This window comes from Fibrella musci (assembly GCF_041321105.1).
Taxonomy (GTDB): Bacteria; Bacteroidota; Bacteroidia; order Cytophagales; family Spirosomataceae; genus Fibrella; species Fibrella musci.
The window spans coordinates 221,089-247,092 of the sequence record NZ_JBGGWD010000005.1 but is presented as its reverse complement, the minus strand read 5'-3'; the positions used below and the strand labels follow the sequence as shown (position 1 = coordinate 247,092).

General features: G+C 54.4%; 20 protein-coding genes. 11 read left to right on the top strand and 9 right to left on the bottom strand.

The window, feature by feature from the left end:
• Window positions 1-203 precede the first annotated feature (203 nt).
• Both ACAW74_RS17415 and ACAW74_RS17410 read left to right on the top strand, forming a co-directional pair.
• Window positions 204-3,455 (top strand): SusC/RagA family TonB-linked outer membrane protein, encoded by a 3,252-nt coding sequence (locus ACAW74_RS17415; protein ID WP_370699492.1) that lies wholly within the window; start codon window positions 204-206, stop codon window positions 3,453-3,455.
• A 14-nt stretch (window positions 3,456-3,469) separates the two neighbouring features.
• Window positions 3,470-5,191 (top strand): RagB/SusD family nutrient uptake outer membrane protein, encoded by a 1,722-nt coding sequence (locus ACAW74_RS17410; protein ID WP_370699491.1) that lies wholly within the window; start codon window positions 3,470-3,472, stop codon window positions 5,189-5,191.
• 99 nt (window positions 5,192-5,290) lie between these two features.
• Here ACAW74_RS17410 and ACAW74_RS17405 read toward each other — a convergent pair whose 3' ends face one another.
• The 5 genes from ACAW74_RS17405 to ACAW74_RS17385 form a co-directional block, all read right to left on the bottom strand.
• Window positions 5,291-6,328, bottom strand: coding sequence for a radical SAM protein (locus tag ACAW74_RS17405; protein WP_370699490.1), 1,038 nt, complete (start codon window positions 6,326-6,328; stop codon window positions 5,291-5,293).
• Between the two features lie 181 nt (window positions 6,329-6,509).
• Window positions 6,510-7,553, bottom strand: a complete 1,044-nt coding sequence (locus ACAW74_RS17400) for a SusE domain-containing protein (protein ID WP_370699489.1) — start codon at window positions 7,551-7,553, stop codon at window positions 6,510-6,512.
• A 67-nt stretch (window positions 7,554-7,620) separates the two neighbouring features.
• A complete protein-coding gene (locus ACAW74_RS17395; RefSeq protein WP_370699488.1) occupies window positions 7,621-9,192 on the bottom strand; it encodes a RagB/SusD family nutrient uptake outer membrane protein in 1,572 nt (523 codons plus the stop codon).
• A gap of 133 nt (window positions 9,193-9,325) precedes the next feature.
• On the bottom strand, window positions 9,326-12,409 hold the full coding sequence (locus ACAW74_RS17390) for a SusC/RagA family TonB-linked outer membrane protein (protein WP_370699487.1): 3,084 nt from the start codon (window positions 12,407-12,409) through the stop codon (window positions 9,326-9,328).
• A gap of 251 nt (window positions 12,410-12,660) precedes the next feature.
• The gene (locus tag ACAW74_RS17385; RefSeq protein ID WP_370699486.1) at window positions 12,661-14,313 is read right to left on the bottom strand and encodes a helix-turn-helix domain-containing protein; all 1,653 of its coding nucleotides are present in this window, start codon (window positions 14,311-14,313) and stop codon (window positions 12,661-12,663) included.
• 160 nt (window positions 14,314-14,473) lie between these two features.
• Here ACAW74_RS17385 and ACAW74_RS17380 point away from each other — a divergent pair, with 160 nt between their 5' ends.
• From ACAW74_RS17380 to ACAW74_RS17365, 4 genes are all read left to right on the top strand, one after another.
• Complete coding sequence (locus tag ACAW74_RS17380; protein ID WP_370699485.1) at window positions 14,474-14,839, top strand: hypothetical protein; 366 nt, start codon at window positions 14,474-14,476, stop codon at window positions 14,837-14,839.
• A gap of 90 nt (window positions 14,840-14,929) precedes the next feature.
• The gene (locus ACAW74_RS17375; RefSeq protein ID WP_370699484.1) at window positions 14,930-15,712 is read left to right on the top strand and encodes a hypothetical protein; all 783 of its coding nucleotides are present in this window, start codon (window positions 14,930-14,932) and stop codon (window positions 15,710-15,712) included.
• Window positions 15,713-15,735: 23 nt separating this feature from the next.
• The gene (locus ACAW74_RS17370) at window positions 15,736-16,155 is read left to right on the top strand and encodes a secondary thiamine-phosphate synthase enzyme YjbQ (RefSeq protein ID WP_370699483.1); all 420 of its coding nucleotides are present in this window, start codon (window positions 15,736-15,738) and stop codon (window positions 16,153-16,155) included.
• A 163-nt stretch (window positions 16,156-16,318) separates the two neighbouring features.
• Window positions 16,319-16,558 (top strand): hypothetical protein, encoded by a 240-nt coding sequence (locus tag ACAW74_RS17365; RefSeq protein ID WP_370699482.1) that lies wholly within the window; start codon window positions 16,319-16,321, stop codon window positions 16,556-16,558.
• Window positions 16,559-16,722: 164 nt separating this feature from the next.
• On the opposite strand, the gene ACAW74_RS17360 is transcribed toward ACAW74_RS17365, so the two are convergent.
• Together ACAW74_RS17360 and ACAW74_RS17355 are read right to left on the bottom strand one after the other, a co-directional pair.
• On the bottom strand, window positions 16,723-17,577 hold the full coding sequence (locus tag ACAW74_RS17360) for an LOG family protein (protein ID WP_370699481.1): 855 nt from the start codon (window positions 17,575-17,577) through the stop codon (window positions 16,723-16,725).
• A gap of 164 nt (window positions 17,578-17,741) precedes the next feature.
• Window positions 17,742-19,157 (bottom strand): hypothetical protein, encoded by a 1,416-nt coding sequence (locus ACAW74_RS17355; protein ID WP_370699480.1) that lies wholly within the window; start codon window positions 19,155-19,157, stop codon window positions 17,742-17,744.
• Window positions 19,158-19,316: 159 nt separating this feature from the next.
• Here ACAW74_RS17355 and rbfA point away from each other — a divergent pair, with 159 nt between their 5' ends.
• The 3 genes from rbfA (at window position 19,317) to ACAW74_RS17340 (ending at window position 21,391) form a co-directional block, all read left to right on the top strand.
• Window positions 19,317-19,685, top strand: coding sequence for a 30S ribosome-binding factor RbfA (gene rbfA / locus ACAW74_RS17350; RefSeq protein ID WP_370699479.1), 369 nt, complete (start codon window positions 19,317-19,319; stop codon window positions 19,683-19,685).
• Window positions 19,686-19,769: 84 nt separating this feature from the next.
• A complete protein-coding gene (locus tag ACAW74_RS17345; protein ID WP_370699478.1) occupies window positions 19,770-20,996 on the top strand; it encodes an ABC transporter permease in 1,227 nt (408 codons plus the stop codon).
• 194 nt (window positions 20,997-21,190) lie between these two features.
• Window positions 21,191-21,391 (top strand): hypothetical protein, encoded by a 201-nt coding sequence (locus ACAW74_RS17340; protein ID WP_370699477.1) that lies wholly within the window; start codon window positions 21,191-21,193, stop codon window positions 21,389-21,391.
• A 196-nt stretch (window positions 21,392-21,587) separates the two neighbouring features.
• Here the strand turns inward: ACAW74_RS17340 and ACAW74_RS17335 are convergent, their stop codons facing one another.
• A complete protein-coding gene (locus tag ACAW74_RS17335) occupies window positions 21,588-22,628 on the bottom strand; it encodes a ComEA family DNA-binding protein (RefSeq protein WP_370699476.1) in 1,041 nt (346 codons plus the stop codon).
• A gap of 119 nt (window positions 22,629-22,747) precedes the next feature.
• On the opposite strand from ACAW74_RS17335, the gene ACAW74_RS17330 reads away from it, so the two are divergent.
• Together ACAW74_RS17330 and ACAW74_RS17325 are read left to right on the top strand one after the other, a co-directional pair.
• Complete coding sequence (locus ACAW74_RS17330; protein ID WP_370699475.1) at window positions 22,748-24,247, top strand: glycine--tRNA ligase; 1,500 nt, start codon at window positions 22,748-22,750, stop codon at window positions 24,245-24,247.
• Window positions 24,248-24,350: 103 nt separating this feature from the next.
• Complete coding sequence (locus ACAW74_RS17325) at window positions 24,351-24,872, top strand: acyl-CoA thioesterase (RefSeq protein ID WP_370699474.1); 522 nt, start codon at window positions 24,351-24,353, stop codon at window positions 24,870-24,872.
• Window positions 24,873-24,972: 100 nt separating this feature from the next.
• Here the strand turns inward: ACAW74_RS17325 and ACAW74_RS17320 are convergent, their stop codons facing one another.
• Window positions 24,973-25,911 (bottom strand): polysaccharide deacetylase family protein, encoded by a 939-nt coding sequence (locus tag ACAW74_RS17320; protein ID WP_370699473.1) that lies wholly within the window; start codon window positions 25,909-25,911, stop codon window positions 24,973-24,975.
• Window positions 25,912-26,004: the final 93 nt, after the last annotated feature.

Genomic DNA, 26,004 nt, shown 5'->3' with positions numbered 1-26,004 from the left:
CGTACCTACTTAGAAGTAACTATAAACCGCTGTAAACGAATAAAGTCTACGTAAAAATGCTTGTATGCGGGTTCTTTTTCATCAGAACAAGCATTATTATCTTGATAAATAATTGACTTAGTCTAAGCTAATATTGGCTATGTTACGATGCATTTTGCAGGAACCCTCTAAGGGTTATTTGTCAAACTAACAAATCCTATACCATGCAGCATCGTTACCAGACTGTGGTACGCAGCCTTCAATGGCTGTTAGTAGGATGGTTCATGTGTCTGAGTTTCCTCAGCCAGGCACAGGACCGTCGAATTACAGGTCGTGTTACCGAAACCGGTAACGCAGCCATTCCTGGCGTCAACGTCGTCGTAAAAGGAACAGCCACGGGCGTCACTACCGACGCCGACGGAAAGTTTACGCTGAACGTACCCACCAACCGGGACGTGCTGGTGTTTTCAGCCATCGGCTTTACGTCGCAGGAAATAACCATCGGTAACCGGACGGAGGTGAATATCACGCTCGAATCTGATATCCGAAACCTGAATGAAGTTGTCGTAACAGGTTATGGAGCTCAGTCGAAACGAGACATCACCGGGGCTGTAGCAACGGTAGATACCAAGCAACTACTGTCGGTGCCCGCCACCAATGTAGGGCAGGCACTTCAGGGGCGGGTTGCCGGGGTGACGGTTGGCAATGAAAACGCACCGGGCGGTGGCGTAATGGTTCGTATTCGGGGCTTCGGTACGATCAACGACAACTCACCGCTGTACGTCATCGACGGAGTTCCGACAAAAGGTAACCTGAACACGCTGAACCTGAACGACGTAGAAAGTCTACAGGTACTGAAAGATGCCTCGGCGGCCTCGATATACGGTTCGCGGGCTGGTAATGGGGTGGTGATCATCACTACCAAGAAAGGAAAGGCTGGTAAGCCTAAGTTCACCTACGATGCCTATTATGGCGTTCAGCGTCACGGCAAACTGCTCGATATGCTTAACACCAACGAGTATGCGCAGCTGACCTGGGAAGCCCGCAAAAACTCGGGCGTGGTGGCGGCCAATGGCAACCCCAGCCACTCGCAGTTCGGCAATGGCCCAACGCCCCTTATCCCGGACTTCATCCTGCCCAGCGGTGCCTCGGCTTCCGATCCACGCGTTGCCCGCAACCCGGACGGCACCTACGTAAACTACAACAATGACATCAACTCATCGAAGTTTTTGTTGATCACGCCGGCCAACAAGACCGGTACCAACTGGCTGGAAGAAATCTTCAACCCGGCTCCCATTCAGAATCATCAGCTAGGGGTGTCTGGGGGCAATGAAGGTGGTCGCTACGCCATGTCGCTCAACTATTTCGATCAGGACGGGATCATGAAATACACGAGCTACAAACGGTACTCGTTGCGGGCCAACACGGAGTTCAATGTAAACAAGCGGGTACGTGTCGGACAGAACTTCCAGGCCTCATTCGGCGAGCGGATCGGGCAGCCGAATGGCAATAACGCCGAAAGCAACCCCATTTCGTTTGCTTACCGTATTCAGCCTATCATTCCGGTATATGACGTAGCGGGCAACTTCGCGGGTACGCGGGGGGGCGATCTGGACAATGCGTTCAACCCGATGTCGGAGCTGTACCGCAACAAAGACAACGTGCAGAAAGAAGTGCGGTTGTTCGGGAATGCCTACGCTGAAGTTGACATTCTGCCTAACCTGACCGCCCGGACCAGCTTCGGTATTGACTATAACCTCTTTAATTACCGCAACTACACCATCCGCAACATTGAAGCGGCCGAAGCGCGGGGCTCAAACAGCCTGCAAACCAGCAACAACTACGAATGGACCTGGACCTGGTATAACACGCTGACCTATAATACGAGCATTGGCGACCGGCACCGGTTCAACATCATTGCTGGTACGGAAGCCATCAAGAGCTATTTCGAGTTCTTCGACGCCAGCCGGACCAACTTCGCCATCGACGATCTGGATAACCGCTACCTCAGTGCCGGTACGGGCGTGCAGACCAACAACGGTGGCGCGTCGAACTGGCGGCTGGCTTCTGAATTTGCCAAGTTCAACTACGGCCTCGACGACAAATACCTGCTCGACCTGACCGTGCGCCGCGACCGGTCGTCGCGGTTTTCGCCGGAGTTTCGCTCAGCGGTCTTCCCGGCGGCCAGCGTAGGCTGGCGACTGTCGAAAGAAGCCTTCATGCGGCCGCTGACTATGATCGACGATTTCAAGGTACGGGCTGGCTACGGGCAAACGGGCAACCAGGAGATTGGTAACTACAACTCATTCACCCAGTTCAGCACCAACCCGATCACCTCGTTTTACGACATCAACGGATCGCGCACGTCGGCCGTGCCGGGCTACGAACTGACGCAGTTTGGTAACGCACGCGCCAAGTGGGAAACGACTACCAGCCTGAACATTGGCTTCGACGCCCTACTGTTCCGCAATCGCCTGAATGTGGGCTTCGACTGGTACACCCGTACCACCACCGATATGCTTTTTCCCGTGTCGGCTCCACTCACGCAGGGTGTGGCGGTGAACCCGTTCCAGAACATTGGTTCGATGCGTAACCGGGGTGTTGACCTGATGATCGGTTACGGCGATAAAGTAGGGACAACGGGCCTGACCTACAACGTGTCGGCTAACCTGGGTACGTACCGCAACGTGGTAACGAAGACCACGGGTGACCCCGGTACCCAGTATTTCGGTATCAACGACGAACGGATTCAGAACTTCGTGGTGACGCAGCAAGGCTATCCCATCTCGTCGTTCTACGGCTACACCATCGACGGGATTTTCCAGAGCGATGAAGAAGCCAAAGCGCACCCGGTGCAGTTTGGCAACGCCGCCACCGAAAACGTGGCGGGCCGGTTCAAGTTTCGCGACGTAAATGGCGATGGGGTCATCAATACAAAAGATCAGGGCATTATCGGCAACCCGCACCCCAACTTCAACTATGGTCTGAACGTGAGCCTGAACTACCGCAACTTCGGGCTCACCATCTTCGGGCAGGGCGTGCAGGGCAACCAGATCTTCAACTATGTGAAGTACTGGACCGATTTCCCCACGTTTGCTGGCAACCGTAGCACGCGCATGCTCTACCAGTCGTGGCGTCCGGGCAGCACCGATGCCGTGCTGCCACAGCTCCGTTCATCGGATCAGGTTAGCATTCAGCCGTCGACCTATTACCTGGAAAGCGGCTCGTACTTCCGGATGAAAAACGTACAGCTGACTTATAGCCTGCCGCAGACGCTGCTGTCGCGACTACGCATGGGGTCGGCATCCGTCTATGTGCAGGGTCAGAACCTGTTCACGATCACGAACTATTCGGGTATGGACCCGGAAATCAACCTGCGTAGCTACTCGGCTGGGAACGACCGGCAGATTGGTGTCGATGGCGGATCGTATCCGGTCGCCAAAACAATCCTGGTTGGCCTGAATCTGAGCTTCTAATTCGTCAAACGATCATGAAAAAAATACTTCTTTCCGTTTTTTGCCTCACCATGGCAACGGCCTGCTCCGATCAGTTTCTGGATGTGCAGCCGAAAGCCGCGCTGGCGGTAACCACGCTACAAAACAAGGCGGGCGTCAATGCCCTGCTGATTGGTGCCTACTCGCTGCTCGACGGCTGGGCCACGCCCGAAGGAGCTTACCGGTCGTATCAGGCGGGGGCCGACAACTGGGTGTATGGCAGTGTGGCTTCCGATGATGCTTATAAAGGGACAATTGCTGGTGACCAACCGGCGATTTCGCTCATCGAACAGCATCAGATTCAATCGGATAACATCTATTTCCGGGGGAAATGGCGGGGGATGTACGACGGCATCGCCCGGGCCAACGACGTATTGCAAGCCCTGCCCACAGCGACCGACCTGACCGATGCCGAGCGGCAGCAACTCGTTGCCGAGTCGAGGTTTCTCCGCGGGCACTACCACTTTGAACTGCTGAAGATGTTCAACAAGGTGCCGTACATCGACGAAAAAACATACAATCCGAACGATCTGGAAAGCACGAAACTACCCAACACGGCCGACATCTGGCCCAACGTTGTGGCCGATCTGAAAGCCGCCTACGACGCGCTGCCCGCGAAGCAGACGCAGGTGGGCCGGGCCTCGAAGTGGGCGGCAGCGGCAACACTGGCCAAAGCGTATCTATTTCAGCAGAAGCCCGCCGACGCCAAACCGTTGCTGGAAGCCATTGTAGCCAGCGGCCAGTATAAGCTGATGGATCGCTACCACGATAATTTCAAGGCGGTCACCAACAACAACGCCGAGTCGATTTTCGAGGTGCAGTATTCAGTCAACGACGGCGCGTCGGGTGGGGAAAACGGCAACGCTGGCTCGACGCTGAACTACCCCTACGGCGGTGGGGGTGTGACCACATGCTGCGGCTTTTTCCAGCCGTCGCAAAACCTGGTCAATGCGTTTAAGACCAACGAAAACGGCCTGCCGCTGCTCGATACATTCAATGCCAGTGACGTAACCAGTGATCAGAATATCGAATCGACCGCGCCCTTCACGCCTTACGCCGGCCCGGTTGACCCCCGACTCGACTGGACGGTTGGCCGCCGGGGTGTTCCGTACCTCGACTGGGGTGTTCACCCTGGCAAAGCCTACGTACGCGATCAGGCCTATGGTGGTCCGTATTCACCGAAAAAGCACGTGATGTATCGGTCGGATGTGGGTACCAACACCTTTGCTGGTAACGCCCGTCTCAACGCCAACAACTATCGGATGATCCGCTACAGCCACGTACTCCTCTGGCTGGCTGAGGTTGAGGTGGAAGTCGGCGATCTGAACAAAGCGCGTGCCTACGTCAACCAGATTCGGCAGCGTGCTGCTAACCCCGATGGGTTCGTAAAAACGACTGATGGTAAAGCGGCTGCCAACTACGTCATCAAAACGTATGACACGCCCTGGACCGACAAAGCCACGGCGCGTAAGGCCGTGCAGTTTGAGCAGCGGCTGGAGTTTGCGATGGAGGGCCACCGCCGGTTCGACCTCGTGCGCTGGGGTATTGCCGATCAGACGTTGAACGCCTACTACGCTGGTGAAGCCAGCAAGCGTTCCTACCTGAAAGGGGTAACGTTCGTAAAAGGCAAGCACGAGTACTTCCCCATACCGATTCAGGAAATTCTGAACAGCAAGAAGGGGGATCAGGCAACATTAACCCAGAATCCGGGGTATTAAGCGCTTCGCAGTCATTGGCCTTCGGCGTCATTGATGGTCATTCATAGTCATTCGTTGTAAAAAAACAATAAATGACCATCAATGACGCCGAAGGCCTTTTTACGCCCAGACTTTCGCGCCTTCGGTGCAGTTGCGGCACATCTCGATTTCGGCGCGGCTTTGAATGAGCGTCTGGCGAAAGCGACGGTAAGCCTCGCTGAACCAGACGTCGTGGAAACTGTATTCCTGCAACGTACCCAGCTGGTGGTCGGCGTCTTTATCAAAGCAGCAGGGCACAATGCGGCCATCCCACGTCATCACGCACGAGTGCCACATCCGCCAGCAATGGTCGAGTAGGGCGTTTTTGATGCCAAACGTACCGTCGGGCTTTTGCGCGTAGCGGCTATACCGCTCGAGGGTGGGCATCAGGTCGGAGCCGTGTTCGTAATCGTAAATCTGGGCTGTCTTGAGCTTCACCTCATCGACACCTAGTTCGCGAGCCAGCGCATGTACCTCGGCAATCTGGTGCTCGTTGGGCCGCACCACCAGAAACTGGAAGATCACATGCGGCGTACGTGATTTCAGTTCGCGTTTCCAGCGCATCAGGTTGCGGGTGCCTTCGAGTACCTTTTCCAGTTTACCCCCCACCCGATACTGTTCATAAACGTCCTGCGTGGTGCCGTCGATAGAGATAATGAGCCGGTCCAAACCCGATTCGATCGTTTTGCGGGCGTTGTCGTCGGTGAGGTAGTGGGCGTTGGTACTGGTGGCCGTGTAGATCTTCCGGTCGGCGGCGTAGCGTACCAGTTCCAGAAACTGCGGGTGCAGGTAGGGCTCCCCCTGAAAATAGAAAATCAGGTACAGTAGGGTATCGTGCAATTCATCAATCGTGCGTTTGAAGAGCGCATCGCCCAGCATGCCCGTTGGCCGGGTAAACGACCGAAGCCCGCTGGGACATTCCGGACAGCGTAGGTTGCACGACGTCGTTGGCTCCACCGACAGCGATACCGGCAGGCCGCGCTGCTCGGGCAGGCCACTTCGCCGGGAGGCATAGAAACTGCTAAGTACGCGCAGGGCATTGGCCATACGCCGGGGCGTTAATTTGCTGGCGAAGTTCAAACCGTCGCGGACGCGGGCGGCATAGGAGGGGAGAGCCATACTACAAAGATAGGCGTGCCAGTTCCCCCAAGCTAACGTACCTGACACAACCTAAGACACGTACCCAGACGTACCCAACCCGCTTTACGGCATTACTTAGGCTAAATAGATCGAATAAAAAAAGCCCGCCGAGCAATACGCCCGGCGAGCTTTGGCAGCATAGGTTAGTAATAAAGGTCGGTTACTTCTTGGTCAACGTGTACGTGTATTTACCGTACTCATTGAGGTTGAGCGTCAGCGTATAGGTCCCCGCTGTTGCAACCTTGATGTTGGCACCATTATACTCCAGGATACCATCAGCTTTGTCGTCACCTATGTTAATGTCCCAGGCGTCGTTAGCCCGGAATTTGAGTTCATCCGCTTTCAGCGCAACATCCACTTTCCAGGTGTTGGCCGTCGGGTCGAACGTCATCGGCGTGCTGGCATCCCAGCCTTTTGGCGTTGCGGCACCAATGACGCCCCACTGCGTTTTGGTAGCTTTCCAGGTGAGTTTGTTCTGGTCAACTTCGATACGGTAGTAACCCGCCTCGGTTATGGTCAGGTTGTCGCCCGTAGTCGATAGTTTGCCTGTGCCGCCCGTGCCATAATTGGTATGGTTCCAGTCGGGATCAGACGTCAGTTTGAACGGCGAGGCTTTCGAGAAATACACATACCCTTCATACACACCGTCGCCGTTGGGCGAGGTCAGCCGGGGTGCTTTGTCAGGCGCCCAACCCTGGTAGTCGCCAGGTACGTACAGGTACGTGGTGTTGGTGAATGCTGTGCCCGTCAGCGTCAGGGTAGGCGAGTAAGACGCCTTCACATTGGCCCGATCCGGGATGGTGACGATTTCTGACTTTACGCGCGCATCGACCTGCCCCGTGGTGCCGGGGGCAATGCCCAACTGCACCAGCGCTTTGTTCATGTCAGCGCTGCTAATGGCTACGCTGGTGCTGTTAGCAGCTGAAATCTCGGCCGGAGCCGCGAAGTTACCCCCTTTCTTATCGAACTGAACCACATGGCGAACGGGAACAGTTACCCCGTAATTTACCGCGTTCCAGCGCACTGTCAGGGCGGTACCCGTCAGGTTTGTGCGATCGGGGGCAACCGTCATCGAGCTAGGAGTGGCCGTAATGGTGGCACTCGGCGTATCGGGCAGAACAGGCTGCTCACCATCTTTCTGGCAGGCCGTCAGCAGCCCCAGGGCTAGGCCAAAAAGGGCTATCTTTTGTATTGATGTAAACATAGTTCGTTTCGTTTAATGATCTACGGTTGGCTGTCGACATAACGCCAACCGCCAACCGTAGACGTGATTAGTAGCCGGTATTCTGTTTCAGATTGGGGTTGGCAACCAGATCCGAGGCAGGGATGGGGTACAGGTTGTACCTGACATCAACCGCGCGGCCATTGGCGACGCCGCCTTTCCAGGGCCACAGGTACGTTCCATCGGTAAACCGGCCGTAGCGGATCAGGTCTGAGCGGCGCAGGCCTTCCCAGTACAGTTCGCGCCCCCGTTCCTGCAAAATCTGATCGAGGTTGATGCTCGTCACGCGGGCAGCTTTGGCCCGGTCGCGCAGCAGGTTTACGTAGTTGACGGCCGTAGCTACATCGCCACTCGTACCACCGCGCAATACAGCCTCGGCGTAGATGAGGTACATCTCACCCAGCCGGAACAGTGGGAAGTCGGTGTCGATGAAGGTCAGCGATGAACCGGCGTTACCTGCCGAGGTAATGTTCTTGTACTTGGTCACCGCGATGCCATTGGCGAAATTGCCCAGATCGGTGATTTCACGCTCCTGCCCAGCCGTATAGAACATCGACCGTTTGTCGGCCGTGCCCGTCAGGTCGGGGAAGAGGTCGTTGAGGTTCTTGGTCGACCGGATACCGGCCCAGCCTCCATCAACGCCAAACTGATTGATCGGCATGCTGCCACCTACCGAGGCATGTACCAGGAAGGTCATACCACCGTAGGTCTGGGTACGTGTGCCGTCGAACGTAATCGGGAAGATAATCTCTTTCGAGGTGTTGTTATCGGCCAGAAACAGGTTCGCGTAATTGGCGTCGAGCGTATATTTGCCCGCGTCGATTACCTTCTTGGCGTACGTAACAGCGTCGGCATAGCGGGCCGTGCTGGTATAGACCTGCGCGTTCAAGTACAGGCGAGCCAGCAAGGCCTGCGCAGCGGCGCGGTCGGCGCGGCCATATTCGGCACCACCGGGGGCGGCAAGTTCGGCTTCGATCGCTTTCAGTTCGCTTTCCACGTAGTTGAACAACTCAACCCGTGTAGCCTGACGGGGCTGGAAGGCCCCCGGTGCATCAGCTTCCGTCACGAAAGGCACGCTGCCGAACATATCGACGGCGTGGTAGTAAGCCAGCGCGCGCAGAAAACGAGCCTCGGCCCGGTAGGTGCGGGCATCGGTAGCGGCTTGCCCGCTGATGTTGCGGCTGCTGAGTTTCTCGTCGGTAGTTTCGCGAATAAACTCGTTGGCCAGGGCCACCATGTAGAAAATCCGGTTGTACATCGCCGTCACAAACCCGTCGCTCGACGACCAGGTGATCTTGTTGATGTCCTGAATCGTAGCGTCGTTCCAGGCAATCTTAGCTTCGTCGGTCGGCAGTTCCTGCAATTTCCACAGCAGTCGCATGTAGTTCGACGTGCCTTCATCGATGCCCGAAATGTCGGGCTTACCCGAAGGTCCCTGCTGTCCGCTCACCGACAGGATGGCGTAGAGTTTGGCCAGTACCGATTTGTAATTGCTCGCTTGTTCGTAGACCGAAGCCGAGGTGACGTCGTATTTCGGCGTCCGGTCGAGGTCATTCACGCAAGCGGTTGCCGTGGCCATCAGGGCTGCCAGCACGCCTACTTTTATGGTGTACTTAAACATGGTTATGTTGGTTGACCTCATCCCCAGCCCCTCTCCTTAAAAAAGGAGAGGGGAGTTGCGCTACAGTAGTCTGCCTACTGAGAATGCCCCCCTCTCCTCATGTTGAGGAGAGGGGCCGGGGGTGAGGTAATGTTTAGAAATCGAGGTTGATACCAAGCGATGCCGTGCGGGGGCGGGGATAGAAATTGTTATCGATACCCCCGGCAATCTCAGGATCGAGGCCTGTGTACTTCGTGATCACGAATACGTTCTGAATAGTAGCATTCAGGCGCAGGTTGCGCACAAGACCGGCCCGGCCGAGGTTGTAGCCAAACGTCAGGTTATCCATACGCAGGAACGAGGCATTCTCTACGTAATAATCCGAGAAGAACTGCTGATTGCGGAAACGCGTGTCGAGCAGGTTCGACGACCCGTTCGACAGGAAGCCAAGCGAATTAACCAGACTTTGGTACGTGCCTTTGTTAGACCGTACATTGTTATACACATAGTTGCCCAGGTTGCTCCGCAGCACAAAACCCGCCGTGAATCGGCCCGCCGTCAGTTGCGACGTCAAGCCCATGAACGTTTTGGGGTTGGCCGATTGATAGCGGTACCGGTCGTTGATGTTGATCTGTCCGTCGTTGTTCTGGTCGACATAGACCCCCTCGATAGGCTTGCCGGCCGAGTTATACACCTGCTGATTGACGTAGAATGAGTTGGTCGGGTAGCCAACCGACTGAATCTGGATGGTATTGCCCGTACCACCTTCGATGCCGCCTACCAGAATACCCGGGTTGTTCGGGTCAGGAACGCGCGACAGGTTAGTGATCTTGTTCTCGTTATACGTAATGTTGAAGCCTACATCGAGCGAGAGCCCTTCGCGCTGAATCGGCGTGGTGTTGATGAGGAATTCGACACCCCGGTTTTGCAGGTTCCCCACGTTGGTCAGAATCTGGTTGGTCAGGTTTGAGCCAGCCGGTACCGGCACAACAGCCAGCAGGTCTTTCGTCTTCTTCTCGTAGAAGTCGATACTACCCGAGATACGGCCGTTGAACAGCGCGTAATCGATGGCGGCGTTGATCGACTGAGTCTCTTCCCATTTCAGGTTGGCGTCGTAGCCCTCGGCCCGCAGCGTGCGCACAAACGTGTTACCAAACTGATACTGTGCCGTGGGGTCCGAGATGGTGTAGCGCGGCAGGTACGCGTAGTCGTTGGTCAGGTTCGAAATGTCCTGCTGACCCGTTACGCCGTAACCGAGGCGCAGTTTCAGGGCCGAGATTGTTTTCGAGTTGCGCAGGAAGTCTTCGTCCTTGATGCTCCACGACGCACCTACTGATGGGAACCAGCCCCAGCGCGCATCCGGACCGAAACGCGAGGTGCCATCGCGACGCAGCGTGGCCGTCAGCACATACTTTTCGTTGAGCGTGTAGTTAAGGCGACCAAAGAAGCCCAGCAGCGTGTACTGCGTATAGCCGGGAACGCCAGCGGGGTTGTATTGCTGCCCGTTGGCCAGATTGTCTGGGTACGTTGGCGTATCGCGGATAAAATCCTGGTACGAGTAACCACCCGTCAGGTCGAACCGGCTGCGAATGTCTTTCAGATCACGGGCGTAGTTCAGGTAGAACTCCAGCGTTTTGTTATCGCGCGTCTGGCTGTACTGGTTATTGGTACCGCCCGTGTTAGTCAAGTCGCCGGTAACGCCCGGACGGCCCAATCCACGACCGTAGTTAGAAGCAGCATAGGCTGGAATGAAGATCGTGCCTTTGGTCGACGACAGATCGAGCGCCAGGTTCAGGTTAGCTCGCAGCCCCGGCACAACCGGAATTTTGTAGTCAAACTGCGCATTCCCGATGAAGCGATTGACCTTGTTGCGGTCTTCTTTTTCATAAAGTAAACCTAACGGGTTGCGTGTCGCTTGCGTGTTAGGTCGAATCTGACTCAGAATCGGTACTCCAGAAGCATCAACGGGAATGGTTACCCACTCGCTGAAGCCACCAAAAAGATCGGAGCCGCTATAAACGGGCTGCGTTGGGTCGAAGCTTACGGCAGCACCAATAGCACCCTGATCGGCAAACCGGTTGCTGATGATCGAGCCTTTGGCGTTCAGGTCGATACGAAGATTATTATTCAGTAGCCTAGGTGAGAGATTCAGTGACGCAGAGTGACGCTGAAAGTTTGACGTTTTTAGCACCCCGTTTTGCGTAGAATACCCATACGACACCCGGTACGGCATATTTTTAGCTGAGCCGCTTACGCTGATGTTGTCATCGCTGCTGAAGCTGGTGCGATAGATCTGATCCTGCCAGTCGGTATTTTCGGTACCCAGCAGTTTACGCTGATCGGCGTTGGCAAAGTTGGCTTCGGCCGAATTGTCGTTGAGTAGGGCGCGGTATTGGTCACCCGTCAGGACTGGCAGCTTTTTGCTGATCTGCGAGACCGAGCCCTGAAGGTTGAGGCTAACCCGTGGCGCACCCGATTGACCCCGCTTGGTCGTAATCAGGATAACGCCGTTGGCGGCCCGTGACCCGTAGATAGCGGCGGCCGAGGCGTCTTTCAGCACCGTCATGGTCTCGATATCGTTCGGGTTGATCAGGCTGAGGGCGTTGGCGGCACCCGATACGTTGCTGTTGTCGACAGGTACGTTGTCGATCACCACGAGCGGATCGTTGCTGGCGTTGAGCGATGAACCACCCCGGATTCGGATTTGGCTACCACCACCCGGCTGACCGCTCGGCGGCGTAATCGACACACCCGCGAGTTTACCAGCGATAAGCTGCTCGGGAGCGACGATATTGCCTTTCTGAAAGTCTTCGGCCGAAATCGACGCGATCGAGCCAGTCAGGTCCTTACGGCGCTGCGTGCCATACCCCGTTACGACCACTTCCTGAAGCGATTTCGAATCGTCTTCCAGCTTTGCATTGACAACCGTTTTGTTGCCGATCGCGATCTCCAGCGGTTTTTTACCGACAAAACTGAAGACCAGCACGCCATTGGCCGGGGCTACGATGCGGTACGAACCCGTAGCATCGGTGTTGGCGCCCCGCGTGGTGCCTTTGAGGGCTACCGTTACGCCGGGCAGCGGTGTACCATCGGTTTCGACAACTGTACCGGTGATGGTCTGGTCCTGTGCAAGGGCCGGATGCATCCCCGAAAACACCAGCAGCAACAAGGCAATCACCGACTTCAGGCCGTTGAGCAGTACTGCTGATGAAAACCTTCTGATAGAGAGGTTATTCATGAAATGAACTATTAATTGTTAGATTGGACTGAGAAGTTGAACCTCGTCTATAGGTTGAGCCAACTTTATCTAACAAAATTACCATTCCCTAACTGGCCAGTCGTGCCAGATTATACCAGACTGCTATTCATATCAGCTGATGTTTTTATCTAGTTATAGGGTGTTGATAGTCAATTTGTTGTGTAAAAAATACTATGTTCCGTTTTAAGAATATGGAACACCGTTCCTCCACGGAAAGAGCGATTTGTGGTCTATTCTTCAACTATGGTAACGCCGCCGGGATGGGTATGCATGTATTCGCTGGGCGTCTGATTGGTTAATTTCTTGAACGATCGATTAAAGGCCGTCTTCGAATTGAAGCCCACTTCAAAGGCCATGCTTAGCAACGTGTAGGACCGGAAGCGGGGGTCGTTGAGCCGGGTCTTCAGTTCGTCGATCCGTAATTGGTTAATGAAGTCGAAAAAATTCTTCTGATACCCTTCGTTGATCACTTTCGATAGCACGTGGGGGGGCAGTTTCATTCGCAGAGCCAGTTCTGCTAGTGTCAGGTTGGGGTTGGTGTATGGCTTGTGGCGGCGCATAAACGCATCGACCTGTTGCTTTAATTCCAGCAGGGTTTCGGTGGCTTCGGGTGGGATGGCTTTGCTGGTTGCCGTAGGTACAGGTACGTTGTCGGCAGGTTCGGCAGCCGCCTCAACCACAGCCTGAACGGGCTCGGTGGTCTCCTCAAGCAGGGGCAGGTGCTGCGTGTCGGGCAGTTTGAAGATTTCGGGCTGGTGGATGGCGTAATAACCCAGCAGGAAAATAATGCTCGAAAACGTCAGCCAGATAATATCGACGTTGGTGCCGGCTATTTCGAGAATGTCCAGGTCGGCCGCGCTGCCCACACCCACCAATACGAAAAAGAACGCCCAAAGCCCCAGACAGACCGCCTGCAAAGCCAGTACCGCATTCAGATAATGCACCTGATGCTCGGTCGACTGAGTCATCTGGTAATGCTCCCGGTAGGCAGTAATGGCCCGGCGGCAGAGCCACCAGTAAATACTATTGTAAATCAACCCCAGCAGACCGACGCCCAGAAAGACACCCTGTAGCCAGGGGTCGTGGTTCACCATCTTTAGCTGCAACTCCTTATTATCCGTCAGCAGGAACGGCATATAGATAGCCACCTGCAACACGGCGGGCAGGAAATGCCGCCACCAGCCCGCCGCGGGCCGGTTTGTGTTGAAGAGCAGCTTACGCAGGTAAATGAAAAAGATGGGCGCGTATAAAAACAGCAGCAGGTCGGGGAGGAGTTGCAGCTTGGCGTAGGCCTGCGCCACATTGCGGTTGGTGCCGATGAAACGCATCAGCAGCAGCACCGACGTAAGGCCCAGCAACAAGACCAGCCAGCGGTTGGCGGGGCGGTTGTAATTCTGAATGCTGGGAATGGTGATGATCAGCAGCAGCCCCTGGAACACCGAAAACAGCAGCAGCAGATCATAAAGTGAGAAAAACTCGAACGTACCTGACAGATCTTCCCAACTCTGGATGCGAATGTCGACGTCGTGGGGTTGCCGCGAGACTTCGTTGCGAAACAAGACCCGGTTGGGCCGCACCTTGCCGTTACCGCGCCCCTCTACCGAGGTCCAGTCGCCGCGGGTGACCTTATACTCGATGCGGGGCAGATCGCTGCGCACAAACACCTGATAGGTACCGTCGGGTTGCTTTTTAAACTGGTAGTCAGGCGGGGCCGAGTTCCACTTGGTAAAATTACCGGTTAAATAAAGCGTAGCGTCATGGGGCGTATTGGTGGGTACTTCTGTAATCACAAAGCGATACAGCACTGCCCGCGTTGGCTGTTGCGCCGACGCGGAATAAACTAAAGAAATGAAGAGCCAGTAAATCAGGCAGATGCGTTTCATGCGTTGAAATAAACTACAAAGAACCCGTTGAGTAAGCTTGCTAGATTACCCTGACCAAACATGCTCGGTCAGGCAACGAAGGCAGAAACAGGTTTGTGTGTGGGTTAACACACCGGGGGGCGTTTGCGTTACTAAATGTACAACGCAAAACTCAACGCAGATGAAGATTAAAGTCGAAGAAGGGCTCGATAAACCGTTTCTGACGGATGGACGCCACACGGTCGAGATCACGCAGATCGACGAAGGAACCAGCGAATACAAGGGTATTCCTTTTTTCGCCTGTCGTATGGAAAACGAGGATGGTTTCGTGACGCAGCGGTTCTACAGCTCTCCGGCGGGCATGCCCATTATTCTCAATTTATGCCAGGCGGCAGGGGTCAACGTCAGCGCCGATGACGAACTGGATACAAACAAACTGAAGGGGAAACGGGTGAGCATCGAAGTGGGTGACTACACTTACAACGACCCCGAAACGGGTAACGAACGGACCTTAAAGCAGGCGTCTAACTTTGAGCCGGTGAGTTAACGGCCCGATTTCTGACGTCATCCGCTTTATCTTTGCGGTCAACTACAGCCAAGCCAGAGGTTCTCGCGAGCCTCTGACTTTTTTATGTGCATGAAACAAATCACCGCCATCCTCTTCAGTCTGATCACTACACACAGCATCGCCCAGTACCAGGGGCCGGTTTCGAGCCGGATCAACTCGGGCCTCGATGTGGGCGTGGGCTTTCGCACCAATCAGGTAAGTCCGTCGCTGAGTTATTATCAACTGCTCAACATCACCAAAAGCAAGTCGTTTGCAATTGGCTGGACGGCTACCTTCCGCACCAACTACGCCAGCAACATCGATTACATCACGGCACCGGCGGAGTTGTCGCGGGGTAGAACAGGCATTTACGCTCTTGGTGCCCCCTACAAACTGAACCAGATCGATACCCTACGTCTGGCGTCGGCTTCCAATACATCGTTCAACTTTGGCATCCGGGCGCAGTTTCGCTATCGGTTTCTGGAAATTGGCGCCAGTGCCGACCTGCTAGGCCTGACGATCGGACGTACCCGGACCGGGCGCTACCTATCGCAAAACGGATTTTACTACCGAGGCCAAACCGCCGCTGGCAGCGACACCCTGATGACCACGTTTCAGGGTGCTTATGCTGATCAGTCGGCCAAGCCATCAAGAGTCAACCTGCAATTGCTGGGCGACAACAGCTACGGTACGCTGGCAACGGAGGTGTTTGCCCGGGCGCACATCAACCAGCGAATGGCCGTGAAAGTGGGTTACCAATGGCTATCGACGGAGTATACCACTTCGGTTACGAATAAAGTTGACGGTAACAATCGGTTCAGAAACAGCTCGGGGCTAACGTACCTGGCTATTACCTTCCCCTTCTTCTACTGAGGGAAGGCAGACCGCAGGTTTATATGGTTCATCAGACAACGCTTCGGCTGCCCGCCTATCCGCGCGGTTTTCACCTGATTACCGAGCAGGTAGAGCGGGCGTTGCCGGCCCTGCGCGATGTGCGGGCGGGTCTACTGCACGTGTTTATCCAGCATACGTCGGCGAGCCTTACCATCAACGAGAACGCCGACCACACGGTGCGGCTCGACTTCGAAGCGCATTTCAACAAGATGGTGCCCGAAAACGCACCGTATTACAAACACGACTACGAAGGTAGCGACGATATGCCCGCGCATCTGAAAGCCTCGCTGTTGGGCAGTTCCGTCTCAGTGCCCGTTACCAATGGTCAACTGAATCTGGGTACGTGGCAGGGGATCTACCTCTGTGAACACCGGAATCGGGGTGGGGCACGCTCGTTGGTGCTAACCCTTATCGGGGCGTAGCTGGTACGTATATGATCATCCGTTATGAATCGAATCTACTTGGTTTAGAATCTGTTGTGCGTAGAAAGACTAGGTAATTAAGCTTTTATTAAAACTATTTCCGGTATATAATAAGTAAGTATAGTTCGCTAATTTCGTCTGCTAAGTTTAAAGGCAGATACTTATGAGGCAGAAAGTGTATACGGTCGAATTGTTTTCGAGTATGCAGAAGTGGGGTATACAGCTGACGGATAGTGACAGGCGATTCCCTTTCTTCGAGTTTCATCCGACTCAGTCAGAAGCGGTTCGGTTGGCCAAGGAAGCCGCCGCAGTCGATCAGCAAAAAGGAATTATTGCTCAGGTCATTGTCAAAGACGAAAAAGGCGGTCCGGCGCAAACATACACATACAGCCTTGGTACATAGTATTGGCTAGGCTTCAGGATTTAGGTCAGAAAAGTTACCTGATGGATGCAGGTAGACTCTGGCGCTTCAATCAACAGCAAATTGTCTTATCAACAGAAAGGCTCGGTTCAACACCGAGCCTTTCTGTTGATAAGACAATTTGCGTTGTGATGAAGTTGAGCAAATTAGAAGTTGGGCTTCATCAGGTACTTGTCGTAGAAGTCGTCAATGACTTTCACGGCTTCGGTGGGGGTATCCACCAGGCTGATGAGTTTCATATCTTCCGGGTTGATGTTCCGTTCCTGACCGAGCATCACCTGCATGATCCAGTCAATAAGGCCCTGCCAATAGGCTTTGCCTACCAGTACAATGGGGAAGCGGGCGATCTTTTTCGTCTGAATCAGCGTGAGGGCTTCGAAAAGCTCATCCAACGTACCCATACCGCCGGGCATAACCACAAAACCCTGCGCGTATTTCACAAACATCACCTTCCGCACAAAGAAGAAATCGAAATTGATGTTCTTGTCGGGGTCGATATAAATGTTGCTGTGCTGCTCAAACGGCAGTTTGATGTTCAGCCCGACCGATTTACCGCCCTGTTCGAAGGCACCTTTGTTACCGGCTTCCATGATCCCCGGTCCACCGCCGGTGATCACGCCATAGCCGTGCCGTACCAGCTTGGCCGCAATTTCTTCGGCCATCGTGTAATACGGATTGTCGGCTTTAGTACGGGCTGAACCGAAAATAGATACACAGGGACCAATTTGGGCCAGCTTGTCGAAGCCTTCCACAAATTCGGCCATTACTTTAAAAATAACCCACGAATCAGACGTCTTTACTTCGTTCCAGTTCCGGTCTTTAAAGGCTTCTTTGATGCGCTGTTCGTCAGGCGTTAGCAGCAATTCGTCGCGTTTGGGTAATTCTTTTTCAATCTGCGTAGTGCTCTGCGCCTCAGAACGGTGTGTTGCTTCTTTGGAGCCGGGGCCCGTGTTTACTTCCTGAGGGGTAGTGTCGGGTGAAGGGGCATTCAATTGTTCCATAAACTATAGCTATGTTGTACGAATCCGGCATTGCCGGAGGAGTATAACGCCAATTTCAGGATTTGAGTTTTATCCACCGATTAAATCACCGTAGCCCGGCTTGCAAAAGCAGCGGTTACCCTAAAAATGCGCCTATGGTAGCCGCGTGTCGACAGGTTTCGCCGCTATCGTTTGATTCGTTCATAGATCCCAGCCGTTTCGGTCGGTTTGTATTGAGCGCCCAGCGCCGGGGCCCGCTCAAACAGTTTGGGCACTACCTGTTGCCGGTCGACAATGAAATCGGGTGGGTCTTGCCGAAAATGATCGAATACATTGATCACGGCATCGTAGCTGTCGAGGTTACGGAGGTCATACTTGGCCAGATCCCAGTTGAGGTAAGGCGTGGCGGGGCGGTTGTACCGATAACCGCTGATGTCTTCGTCAATGATCAGCAGTTTCTGGTTCTGAATCCGGCTCGGAATTGTTGACGACTTCACGCGCAGGCTACTGAGTCGCCCCACTTCAACGCCCGGTAACAACCCCAGCGCTCCCTGATAAAAGACACCGACCATCAGCATAAAGACCAGTAGAAAAAGCAATTCGCGCTGCCATACCCGGCGCACATTGGCAAAGTAGTGCACCGCAAAAAAGGCCATCGGTGGCACAAACGACAGGAAGAGCATGGGTGCCAGAAACGGCATCAGCGGGATGGTCAACACGGCCGTGATGACCCACAGTAGCATGATCTGCTGGGTACGTTGCTGAAAGTTGACGTACCGGTTAACACTGTTAAATAGGCTCAGGAAGCCTAATACGCCCACCGTGAGCGGCACAATGAGCGATGCGACGAGTGTCTTGAAATCGCTCAGGTCATATTGCCGAACCCGAAACACCGACGTAAGCAGGTTGCGGTTAAAGTCGTCGAGGGTATTATTGAGGTAATAATACAGCACCACCAACAGGATCGGGAAAGCGAAGCCAAAGAGGGTGAGCGAGTGCTGCCGCAGCGTGGCTCCCGTGAAGAACAACAGCGAAAACGAAGCCCAGATGATAAACAGCGCCGAGGGTAGGTAAAACAAAGCAGCTATACCCACGTAAACGCCCATCTCGAATACCTCGTCGGTAGCGCCCTGCCGCCCCAACTGTTTGACCAGCGATCCAAATGCCAGCAGCAGAAAGGTCGTCGACAGCAGCATGGGGGAGAGCGTGGTGCAGTCGAAGGAGAGGTTCAGAAACAGGGCGTAGATCAGACCCGGCCAGAACGAGCGCTCGGGAAAGATTTCGCGCGCATTCATGACGTAGTTGAAATAAACAATCTGGAAGACGGAGAGGGCAGTGGCCAGAAACCAGTACGTCCCCTGCGATCGCCCAACGGCCAGGTCGATCAGCCAATAGACTCCCGCCGAAAAGGGACTGACGCTATCCCAGATGTCACGATAGAGCGTGTAACCTTGCCGCATCTGTTCGCCAACCAGCATCCAGTTCAGTTCGGGAATGAGCAGAGGCGGGGGCGCAATCAACAGGGGAAACCGAATCAGCGAAAGCACCACCAGCAGGCTGATATATTGGTAGGGTGCGAATGAGCGAAAAAAGCTGAGCAACTTACGGAGGCAGAAATGAGTTGAATTGACAAAGCGTTTTCAGTTTACGCGTCTACAGTTGGGCTGTTGGCCGGTGACCTATCGATTGATAGGCGCACCGAAAACGCACAAACTGTAAACTGAAAACTATTGCAGAGCGAAATTACGGATATTTGCCCTATGGAATCGAAACGACAGCAAAAGGTAGCCCGCCAACTACAGAAAGACCTGAGCGAAATTTTTCAGCGCGAGTTGCCGCATGCCTTCAACGGGGCGTTCATTACCGTCACCAACGTGCGGGTCTCGCCCGACCTCGGCATTGCCCGGGTCTACCTGAGTTTTTTGGCGGCCAAAAACAAACAACTACTGCTGGAAGCCGTCGAAGAGAAAGGCCGGTCTATCCGGCAATTGCTGGGCGAGCGTGTGCGGCATCAGCTGCGCATTGTCCCCGACCTTCAGTTTTACATCGACGATACGGCCGAGTACGCCGACAAGATGGATAAACTCTTCGCCGGCCTGGTTATCCCGCCCGCAACAGACGATGAGTAATGAGTAGTAGATCATGACAATGAACAATGGTGAGTTTACTGAATCCATTGTTCATTGTACATCGTCCCTTGTACATTCACACGCATGACGCTTCCTTTTTTCATTGCGCGGCGGTACTTTTTCTCGCGGCGTAAGCGGAGTTTTATCAGTTACCTCTCCATTCTGGCCATGCTGGGCGTAGGCGTTGGCACGATGGCGCTCGTCGTGGTGCTATCGGTATTCAACGGGATGGAGGAGCTGAATCGGCAGATCTTCAAATCGTTTGAGTCGGACCTGTCGGTGTTGCCAACCACCGGGAAGCGGTTTACGTTACCGGCATCGACCATCGCCAACCTGCGGCGGGTTCCGGGCGTACAAGTACTCAATACGGTTGCGGCTGATAATGCACTGGCTCGCTACGCCGATGGCCAAACCGTCGTGCGCATCAAAGGCGTCGACAGCACGTACCTGCAACGCCATCAGCTCGACTCGATTTTGGTAGAAGGCCGGTTAGTGCTGCGGCAGAACGGCTACAACTTTGCGATCATTGCCGAAGGCGTGCGTAACGAGCTGACGATCTCGCCCGAGGATATCCTGACGCCGCTCGAACTGTTCTACCCGGAGCGCGGCAAACGCCTCTCGTCGCTGTCGCCCGAGTCGTTCCGGCAGCAGCAACTGGGCGTATCGGGCGTGTTTTTTATTGAAGCCTCCAATTATAATGACCTTGTGTTGATTCCTCTGGCTGCCGCCCGCGACCTGCTAGGGTATGGCCCCGACGATTATTCGTCGCTGGAGATGCAACTAACGCCCGACGCCGACGAACAGGCGGTGAAAGAGGCGATTCAGACGCAACTGCCTCAGACGCTGATCGTTAGCACGCGCGATGAATTGAACCGCGACCTATTCCGAGCCATCAGCTACGAAAAAATATTTGTGAGTATCACGCTCGCCTTCATCATTCTGATTGCCAGTATCAATACGTTCTTTTCGCTCTCGATGCTGGCGCTCGAAAAGAAGCAGGACATCACCATTATGAACGCGATGGGGGCGGCTCCAGCCCTTATCCGGCGCATCTTCCTGACCGAAGGCGCGATTATCTCACTCACGGGGGCAGTGGTGGGTTTGGCCCTGGGTCTGTTGCTTTGTTATCTACAGGAAACCTACGGCTTGGTTGGCTTCGGAACGCCTTCATCTATTGTAAGTGCTTACCCGGTGCGGGTACGGGCTAATGACATCGTACTGACGGGAGCTGTAGTCATCGTAGTTACTTTTTTAACCTCGTATTTCCCGGCTCAACGGGCTGCCCAGCAGGTTGGTGTTAAGCAAAATTAATTCTTGTAAAACGTTACTTCGACGCGATTTAGGCGTCTTATGAACCAAATGGCATGTTTTCAGTAACTATAGCGGCGCATCTGATTAATAATTGAGTAGTTTTTACATTAAAATTTAGTAACAATTTAGGCTGGGTCTTGCATAGTCTTCTAAGTCTGTAGAACTTTGCATAACCTAATGAGATACCAATAACTATGAACATCGATCAATTCGTTTTGCTGTCGTCAATGCTGGGTGACGAATTGTACCGGGAGGCTGGTAAACAGGCAACTGCTACCATACCTTCAGTTGAGAAGCAATATCAACTGCTGGCTAACAAGCCAATCGGTGCGTTCATGACCAGTGGGTTACCTACCTTTTGGCCCAGGAAGAAAACCGTTTTGCGCTTTTATTAGTGATTCCGCGTCTGCCGTAACCATTTTTGTGTAAGTACCGTAACAGAAAAAAGAGAGTAACCGATACTTGGACCCGGCCATCACTACGCCAATCAAGTGTCACGCGTAACCGAATACCCAAACCAATCGTACCGTAACTTGATTATTGGACCCTGCTCTCACCGGCAGGGTCTTTTTGTTGGGTCATTAATGATCACTAAAAGACCAGATACGGCGTCAGGCGCTCGATAGTACGGGCGTCGAGGATACGAATCGCTTTGAGTGATTCGGGCGATGTATAGGCCCCGTGCTGATTGCGGTAGTTGACAATTACCTCCGCTTGTCGGCGCGATATGAACGGAAAGCGGTCCAGGTCAGCGGCCGAAGCGGTATTGATCGGTGTCTTGCGCACCGGTGACTGGATGCGGGCATAGGTTGTGAGCTGCGCCAGATTGATCGAGTCGAGGCCGTAAATCTCGGCGTATTGAGCGGTCGACACGAAGCCACCCATGTCGTCGCGGAGGCGTAGAATGCGCGCGGCTATTTTTGAGCCGATGCCTTTCAGTGCAATCAGTTGGGTGCTGTCGGCCGTGTTGATGTCGAATGGTTGAGGTACCGGTCTCGTATAACGCTCGCGGGTGGAAGTGGTCGTGGGCAAGGGGCTGGGTACGTTCGCAGGTACGTTATCAGCCGATACGTCCGAAGCAGCCTGCCGACCCGACGACACGCCGCCGGTCGAGACCTCGCCAGATACGTTGTTAGGGAGTTGGATGTACGCCTCCAGTTGCTCGTACGCCTCGGGCGGAAAGTCGTAAATGCGCAGCAGGTCTTCTTTTTTGCGAAAGCGCCCGCCTTTGCTCCTGTACTTGTCGATGCGCTCAGCCAACCACCGGGGCAGCCCCAACTGTTGCCAACCCGCCACGCTGACCGTATTGGGGTCAAACGGAAAGGGTTTCACTTCCCGATAATGCTCGGCGGTCGTTGCGTCGTCACCGCGGCGAGCGGTATAGCCCTGTTGGCGCTGACTGCGGAAACGCTGTTCGTCGGCGGCGCCTTCGGTGCGCATCAGCGCGACCAGACTATCCAGTTTGCGCTGATCGGCGGCGGTTGTGTCGCGGATGGTATCGGGCCAAAACTGACGGTAAAACAGGGCGCCGATCAGGACGAAGAAGGTGAGCAGGAGCAGAAGCAAAACGCCCCGGGCTTCGTTGTAGCCAATGGCGAAGTAATCGGCAATTTCTTGCAGCAGCCGTTTCATGGTGAGGTAGTTAAGGCGTTGGTGGGTACGTGACTACAAAATAAATGAATTTTGGGCACATCTGTCGGCTTGCCCTTTTCAGCGTTCTAATGCGCTGAACTCCTATCTTTGCGGCCATTATGACGAGCAACCCAGCAGCCGCCCCGGCTACCACGCTACAAGACATCATTGCCCACGCCAAAGAGTATGGGTTTGTATTCCCTTCTTCCGAAATCTACGATGGGCTCCAGGCCGTGTATGACTACGGTCAGAACGGCGTCGAACTGAAAAACAACCTCAAAACGGTCTGGTGGAAGGCCATGACCCAGCTTCACGACGAAGTGGTGGGTATCGATGCGGCCATCTTCATGCACCCGCTTACCTGGAAGGCGTCGGGTCACGTGGATTCGTTCAACGACCCGATGATCGATAACCGCGATTCGAAAAAACGTTACCGGGCCGACCAACTCCTGGAAGCGAAAGCCGAAGAATATGCCAACGCCGGCGACGAAGCCCGTAGCAAAGCACTGCTCGAAGAAATGGGCCGGTTGCTCGGTGCCGAAGACCTTGACGGGGTTCGGAATCTCATCATCGCCGAGGGGATCAAATGCCCTATTTCCGGCACGCAAAACTGGACCGAGGTGCGTCAGTTTAACCTGATGTTCTCGACGCAGGTGGGTTCGGTGGCTGAAGACGCCAGCACGATCTACCTCCGCCCCGAAACGGCCCAGGGTATTTTTGTCAACTTCCTGAATGTGCAGAAAACGGGCCGGATGCGCGTTCCGTTTGGGATTGCCCAGATTGGTAAAGCGTTCCGCAACGAGATAGTAGCGCGGCAGTTCACCTTCCGGATGCGCGAGTTTGAGCAGATGGAGATGCAGTATTTCGTTCGTCCTGGCACCGAGATGGAGTGGTACAACAGCTGGAAAGAAACCCGGATGCGGTTTCATCAGGCGATTGGGTTACCCGCCGCCAGCCTGAAATTCCACGACCACGAGAAACTGGCGCACTACGCCAACGCGGCCGTCGATATCGAATACAAGTTCCCGTTTGGCTTCCGCGAAATTGAAGGTATTCACTCGCGTACCGATTTCGACCTGAAAGCGCACCAGGAACTGAGCAAAAAGAAACAGCAGTACTTCGACAACGTCGTTGATCCCGCTACGGGCAAACCCTACGGCAATTACATCCCCTACGTGGTGGAAACGTCGGTGGGGGCCGACCGGCTTTTCCTAGCAACGTTCTGCAATGCCTTTACGAAAGAGACCGTCGGCGAGGGCGAGCAGCAGAAAGAGCGGACGTACCTGAAGCTGCACCCGGCACTGGCACCGGTGAAAGCCGCTGTGTTCCCGCTCGTGCGGAAAGACGGCCTACCCGAAAAAGCCGAGCAGATTGTGAAATCACTGAAATCGGAGTTCCGGGTGATTATGGAAGAGCGCGACGCCATTGGCAAACGCTATACCCGCCAGGATCTGATCGGAACGCCGTTCTGTATCGCTGTCGATTACCAGACGCTCGAAGACGATACCGTGACGATTCGCTACCGCGACACCACCGAGCAGATTCGTGTGCCCGTGAGCGAACTGAAAGCCCGTATCAGTCATGAGGTTTCAGTGGAGCGAATCTTAGAGAAGTTATAAGGGAGTTTATGGTTTCCAGTTTGGCGTTTTCAGTTGGCTGACGCCAGACAGAGACGCGTCTGCCAACTGGAAACGCCAAACTGGAAACTGGAAACCGTTTTTTATGTTCCAACGTGACCCGAGCCGGACGTACCCGGTCGAGACCGAATCGCGGATGATTATTCGGTTTCAGGACTGCGACCCGTTGCAGCACCTCAACAACGCCAAGTATTTCGATTATTACTTCAACGCCCGCGAAGATCAGGTGGCGAAGCTCTATGGCTTTGCCCCGGCGCAGCTGTTCCACGAGTACAAATCGAGCTGGGTGGTGTATCAGCATCAGATTGCCTACGTGCGACCGGCCTACGTCAGCGAGTGGGTCCGGATTATGTCGCGGGTGATTTATTTCGACGAAGACACCACCGTGACCGAGTATTACATGACCGACGACCGCAAGGCGCAGTTGAAAAATGTGCTCTGGGTGACCTCAAAATACATCAGCGTGGAAACGGGCAAGCGCATTCCGCACCACCCCGCCGTGATGGACCTGCTCGACGCCACCAAAATGCCCGACGTCGATATTCAGCAGCTCACCTTCAACGATCGCGTAAAAGAGATCAAGAAGAGTTTACAGCACAATATTTAGTTCAAGGTTCAACGTCCAAGGGGTCCAAAGTGACTGGCGCAGGCTTACTAATGCGCCAGTCACTTTGGACCCCTTGGACGTTGAACCTTGAATTAAACAACTATCCTTTGAAGCTTCCCACCATGCTGTTACGGAGGGTTTTGGCCGACCAGTAACCGCTGGCGATGATACGGCGGACGCTTTGCAGCGGGTATTGCTCGTCGCGTTTCTTTTCCGACAGCTGGAAGGAGGCCAGATACCCCAGCTTTTGCAGCTCAGCCGCCGCCTCGTGATTCCAGAGACCAAACGGATACACGAAATACTTCACCGGCTTCCCCGTAATGTCTTCCAGCTTTTTCTTGGGCTCCACGGCCTGCGTCGTCCAGTCGGCGGCGGTGTATTTCTTGGCATTGTGGTGGTCCCAGGTGTGGCAGCTCACCTCATGGCCTTTGTCGGCCAGGTCTTTAATCTGCCCCTTGTCCATGTACGGCTGCTTGCCCCGGCGGCCAATGGCCACCGTCATGATCCCGAACATGGCCTTGAATCCGTGCTTGTTCAGAATGGGCAGCGCGTTTTCATACTGATCCAGATCACCGTCGTCGAACGTTAGGAAGATGGGTTTCTCGGGCAGGCTCGCGCCGGTGGTCAGGTAAGCATAGAGCTGATCGGCGGTGATGGCATGATAACCGCTGTCGGCGAGCATCTGCATGTGCTGCGCAAAGACGCTCGTGGGGCAGATGTAGTCTTTGGCGCTTTTCGAGTCTGAGCCACGCCACTCCCGAATCTGGTGGTAACATAGAATCGGCACCTGTTTCCGGCTCAGAATCGTGGCGGCATCGGCAACCTTGCCCGGCGGGGTGCTGGCCGACGTACCTGTCAGATCAGCGGCGGCAACGTCGTCCGTTTTAGCGTCCACTTTGGCGGCGGCATCGCCTTCTGCCGTTACGGTTGTGTTGGTGGGGGCTGAGGCCGTTTTGTCGTCCTCGACATTCTTGCTTTTTACGTTGCAACCTAAAGCAAACGTCGCCAGCAACAGGGCGGTCAATACAGGTTTGTACATGGAACGGTTAATGTGCGTTTCCGTAAATATATGGGATATGTAGAGACGCAATCCCTTGCGTCTCCCCTGCGTCAGCAATTTGTACCAACGGCC

Coding starts and splice junctions, on each gene's coding strand:
- ACAW74_RS17415 (WP_370699492.1), top strand. CDS start 204: ATGCAGCATCGTTACCAGACTGTGGTACGCAGCCTTCAATGGCTGTTA.
- ACAW74_RS17410 (WP_370699491.1), top strand. CDS start 3,470: ATGAAAAAAATACTTCTTTCCGTTTTTTGCCTCACCATGGCAACGGCC.
- ACAW74_RS17405 (WP_370699490.1), bottom strand. CDS start 6,328: ATGGCTCTCCCCTCCTATGCCGCCCGCGTCCGCGACGGTTTGAACTTC.
- ACAW74_RS17400 (WP_370699489.1), bottom strand. CDS start 7,553: ATGTTTACATCAATACAAAAGATAGCCCTTTTTGGCCTAGCCCTGGGG.
- ACAW74_RS17395 (WP_370699488.1), bottom strand. CDS start 9,192: ATGTTTAAGTACACCATAAAAGTAGGCGTGCTGGCAGCCCTGATGGCC.
- ACAW74_RS17390 (WP_370699487.1), bottom strand. CDS start 12,409: ATGAATAACCTCTCTATCAGAAGGTTTTCATCAGCAGTACTGCTCAAC.
- ACAW74_RS17385 (WP_370699486.1), bottom strand. CDS start 14,313: ATGAAACGCATCTGCCTGATTTACTGGCTCTTCATTTCTTTAGTTTAT.
- ACAW74_RS17380 (WP_370699485.1), top strand. CDS start 14,474: ATGAAGATTAAAGTCGAAGAAGGGCTCGATAAACCGTTTCTGACGGAT.
- ACAW74_RS17375 (WP_370699484.1), top strand. CDS start 14,930: ATGAAACAAATCACCGCCATCCTCTTCAGTCTGATCACTACACACAGC.
- ACAW74_RS17370 (WP_370699483.1), top strand. CDS start 15,736: ATGGTTCATCAGACAACGCTTCGGCTGCCCGCCTATCCGCGCGGTTTT.
- ACAW74_RS17365 (WP_370699482.1), top strand. CDS start 16,319: ATGAGGCAGAAAGTGTATACGGTCGAATTGTTTTCGAGTATGCAGAAG.
- ACAW74_RS17360 (WP_370699481.1), bottom strand. CDS start 17,577: ATGGAACAATTGAATGCCCCTTCACCCGACACTACCCCTCAGGAAGTA.
- rbfA (WP_370699479.1), top strand. CDS start 19,317: ATGGAATCGAAACGACAGCAAAAGGTAGCCCGCCAACTACAGAAAGAC.
- ACAW74_RS17345 (WP_370699478.1), top strand. CDS start 19,770: ATGACGCTTCCTTTTTTCATTGCGCGGCGGTACTTTTTCTCGCGGCGT.
- ACAW74_RS17340 (WP_370699477.1), top strand. CDS start 21,191: ATGAACATCGATCAATTCGTTTTGCTGTCGTCAATGCTGGGTGACGAA.
- ACAW74_RS17335 (WP_370699476.1), bottom strand. CDS start 22,628: ATGAAACGGCTGCTGCAAGAAATTGCCGATTACTTCGCCATTGGCTAC.
- ACAW74_RS17330 (WP_370699475.1), top strand. CDS start 22,748: ATGACGAGCAACCCAGCAGCCGCCCCGGCTACCACGCTACAAGACATC.
- ACAW74_RS17325 (WP_370699474.1), top strand. CDS start 24,351: ATGTTCCAACGTGACCCGAGCCGGACGTACCCGGTCGAGACCGAATCG.
- ACAW74_RS17320 (WP_370699473.1), bottom strand. CDS start 25,911: ATGTACAAACCTGTATTGACCGCCCTGTTGCTGGCGACGTTTGCTTTA.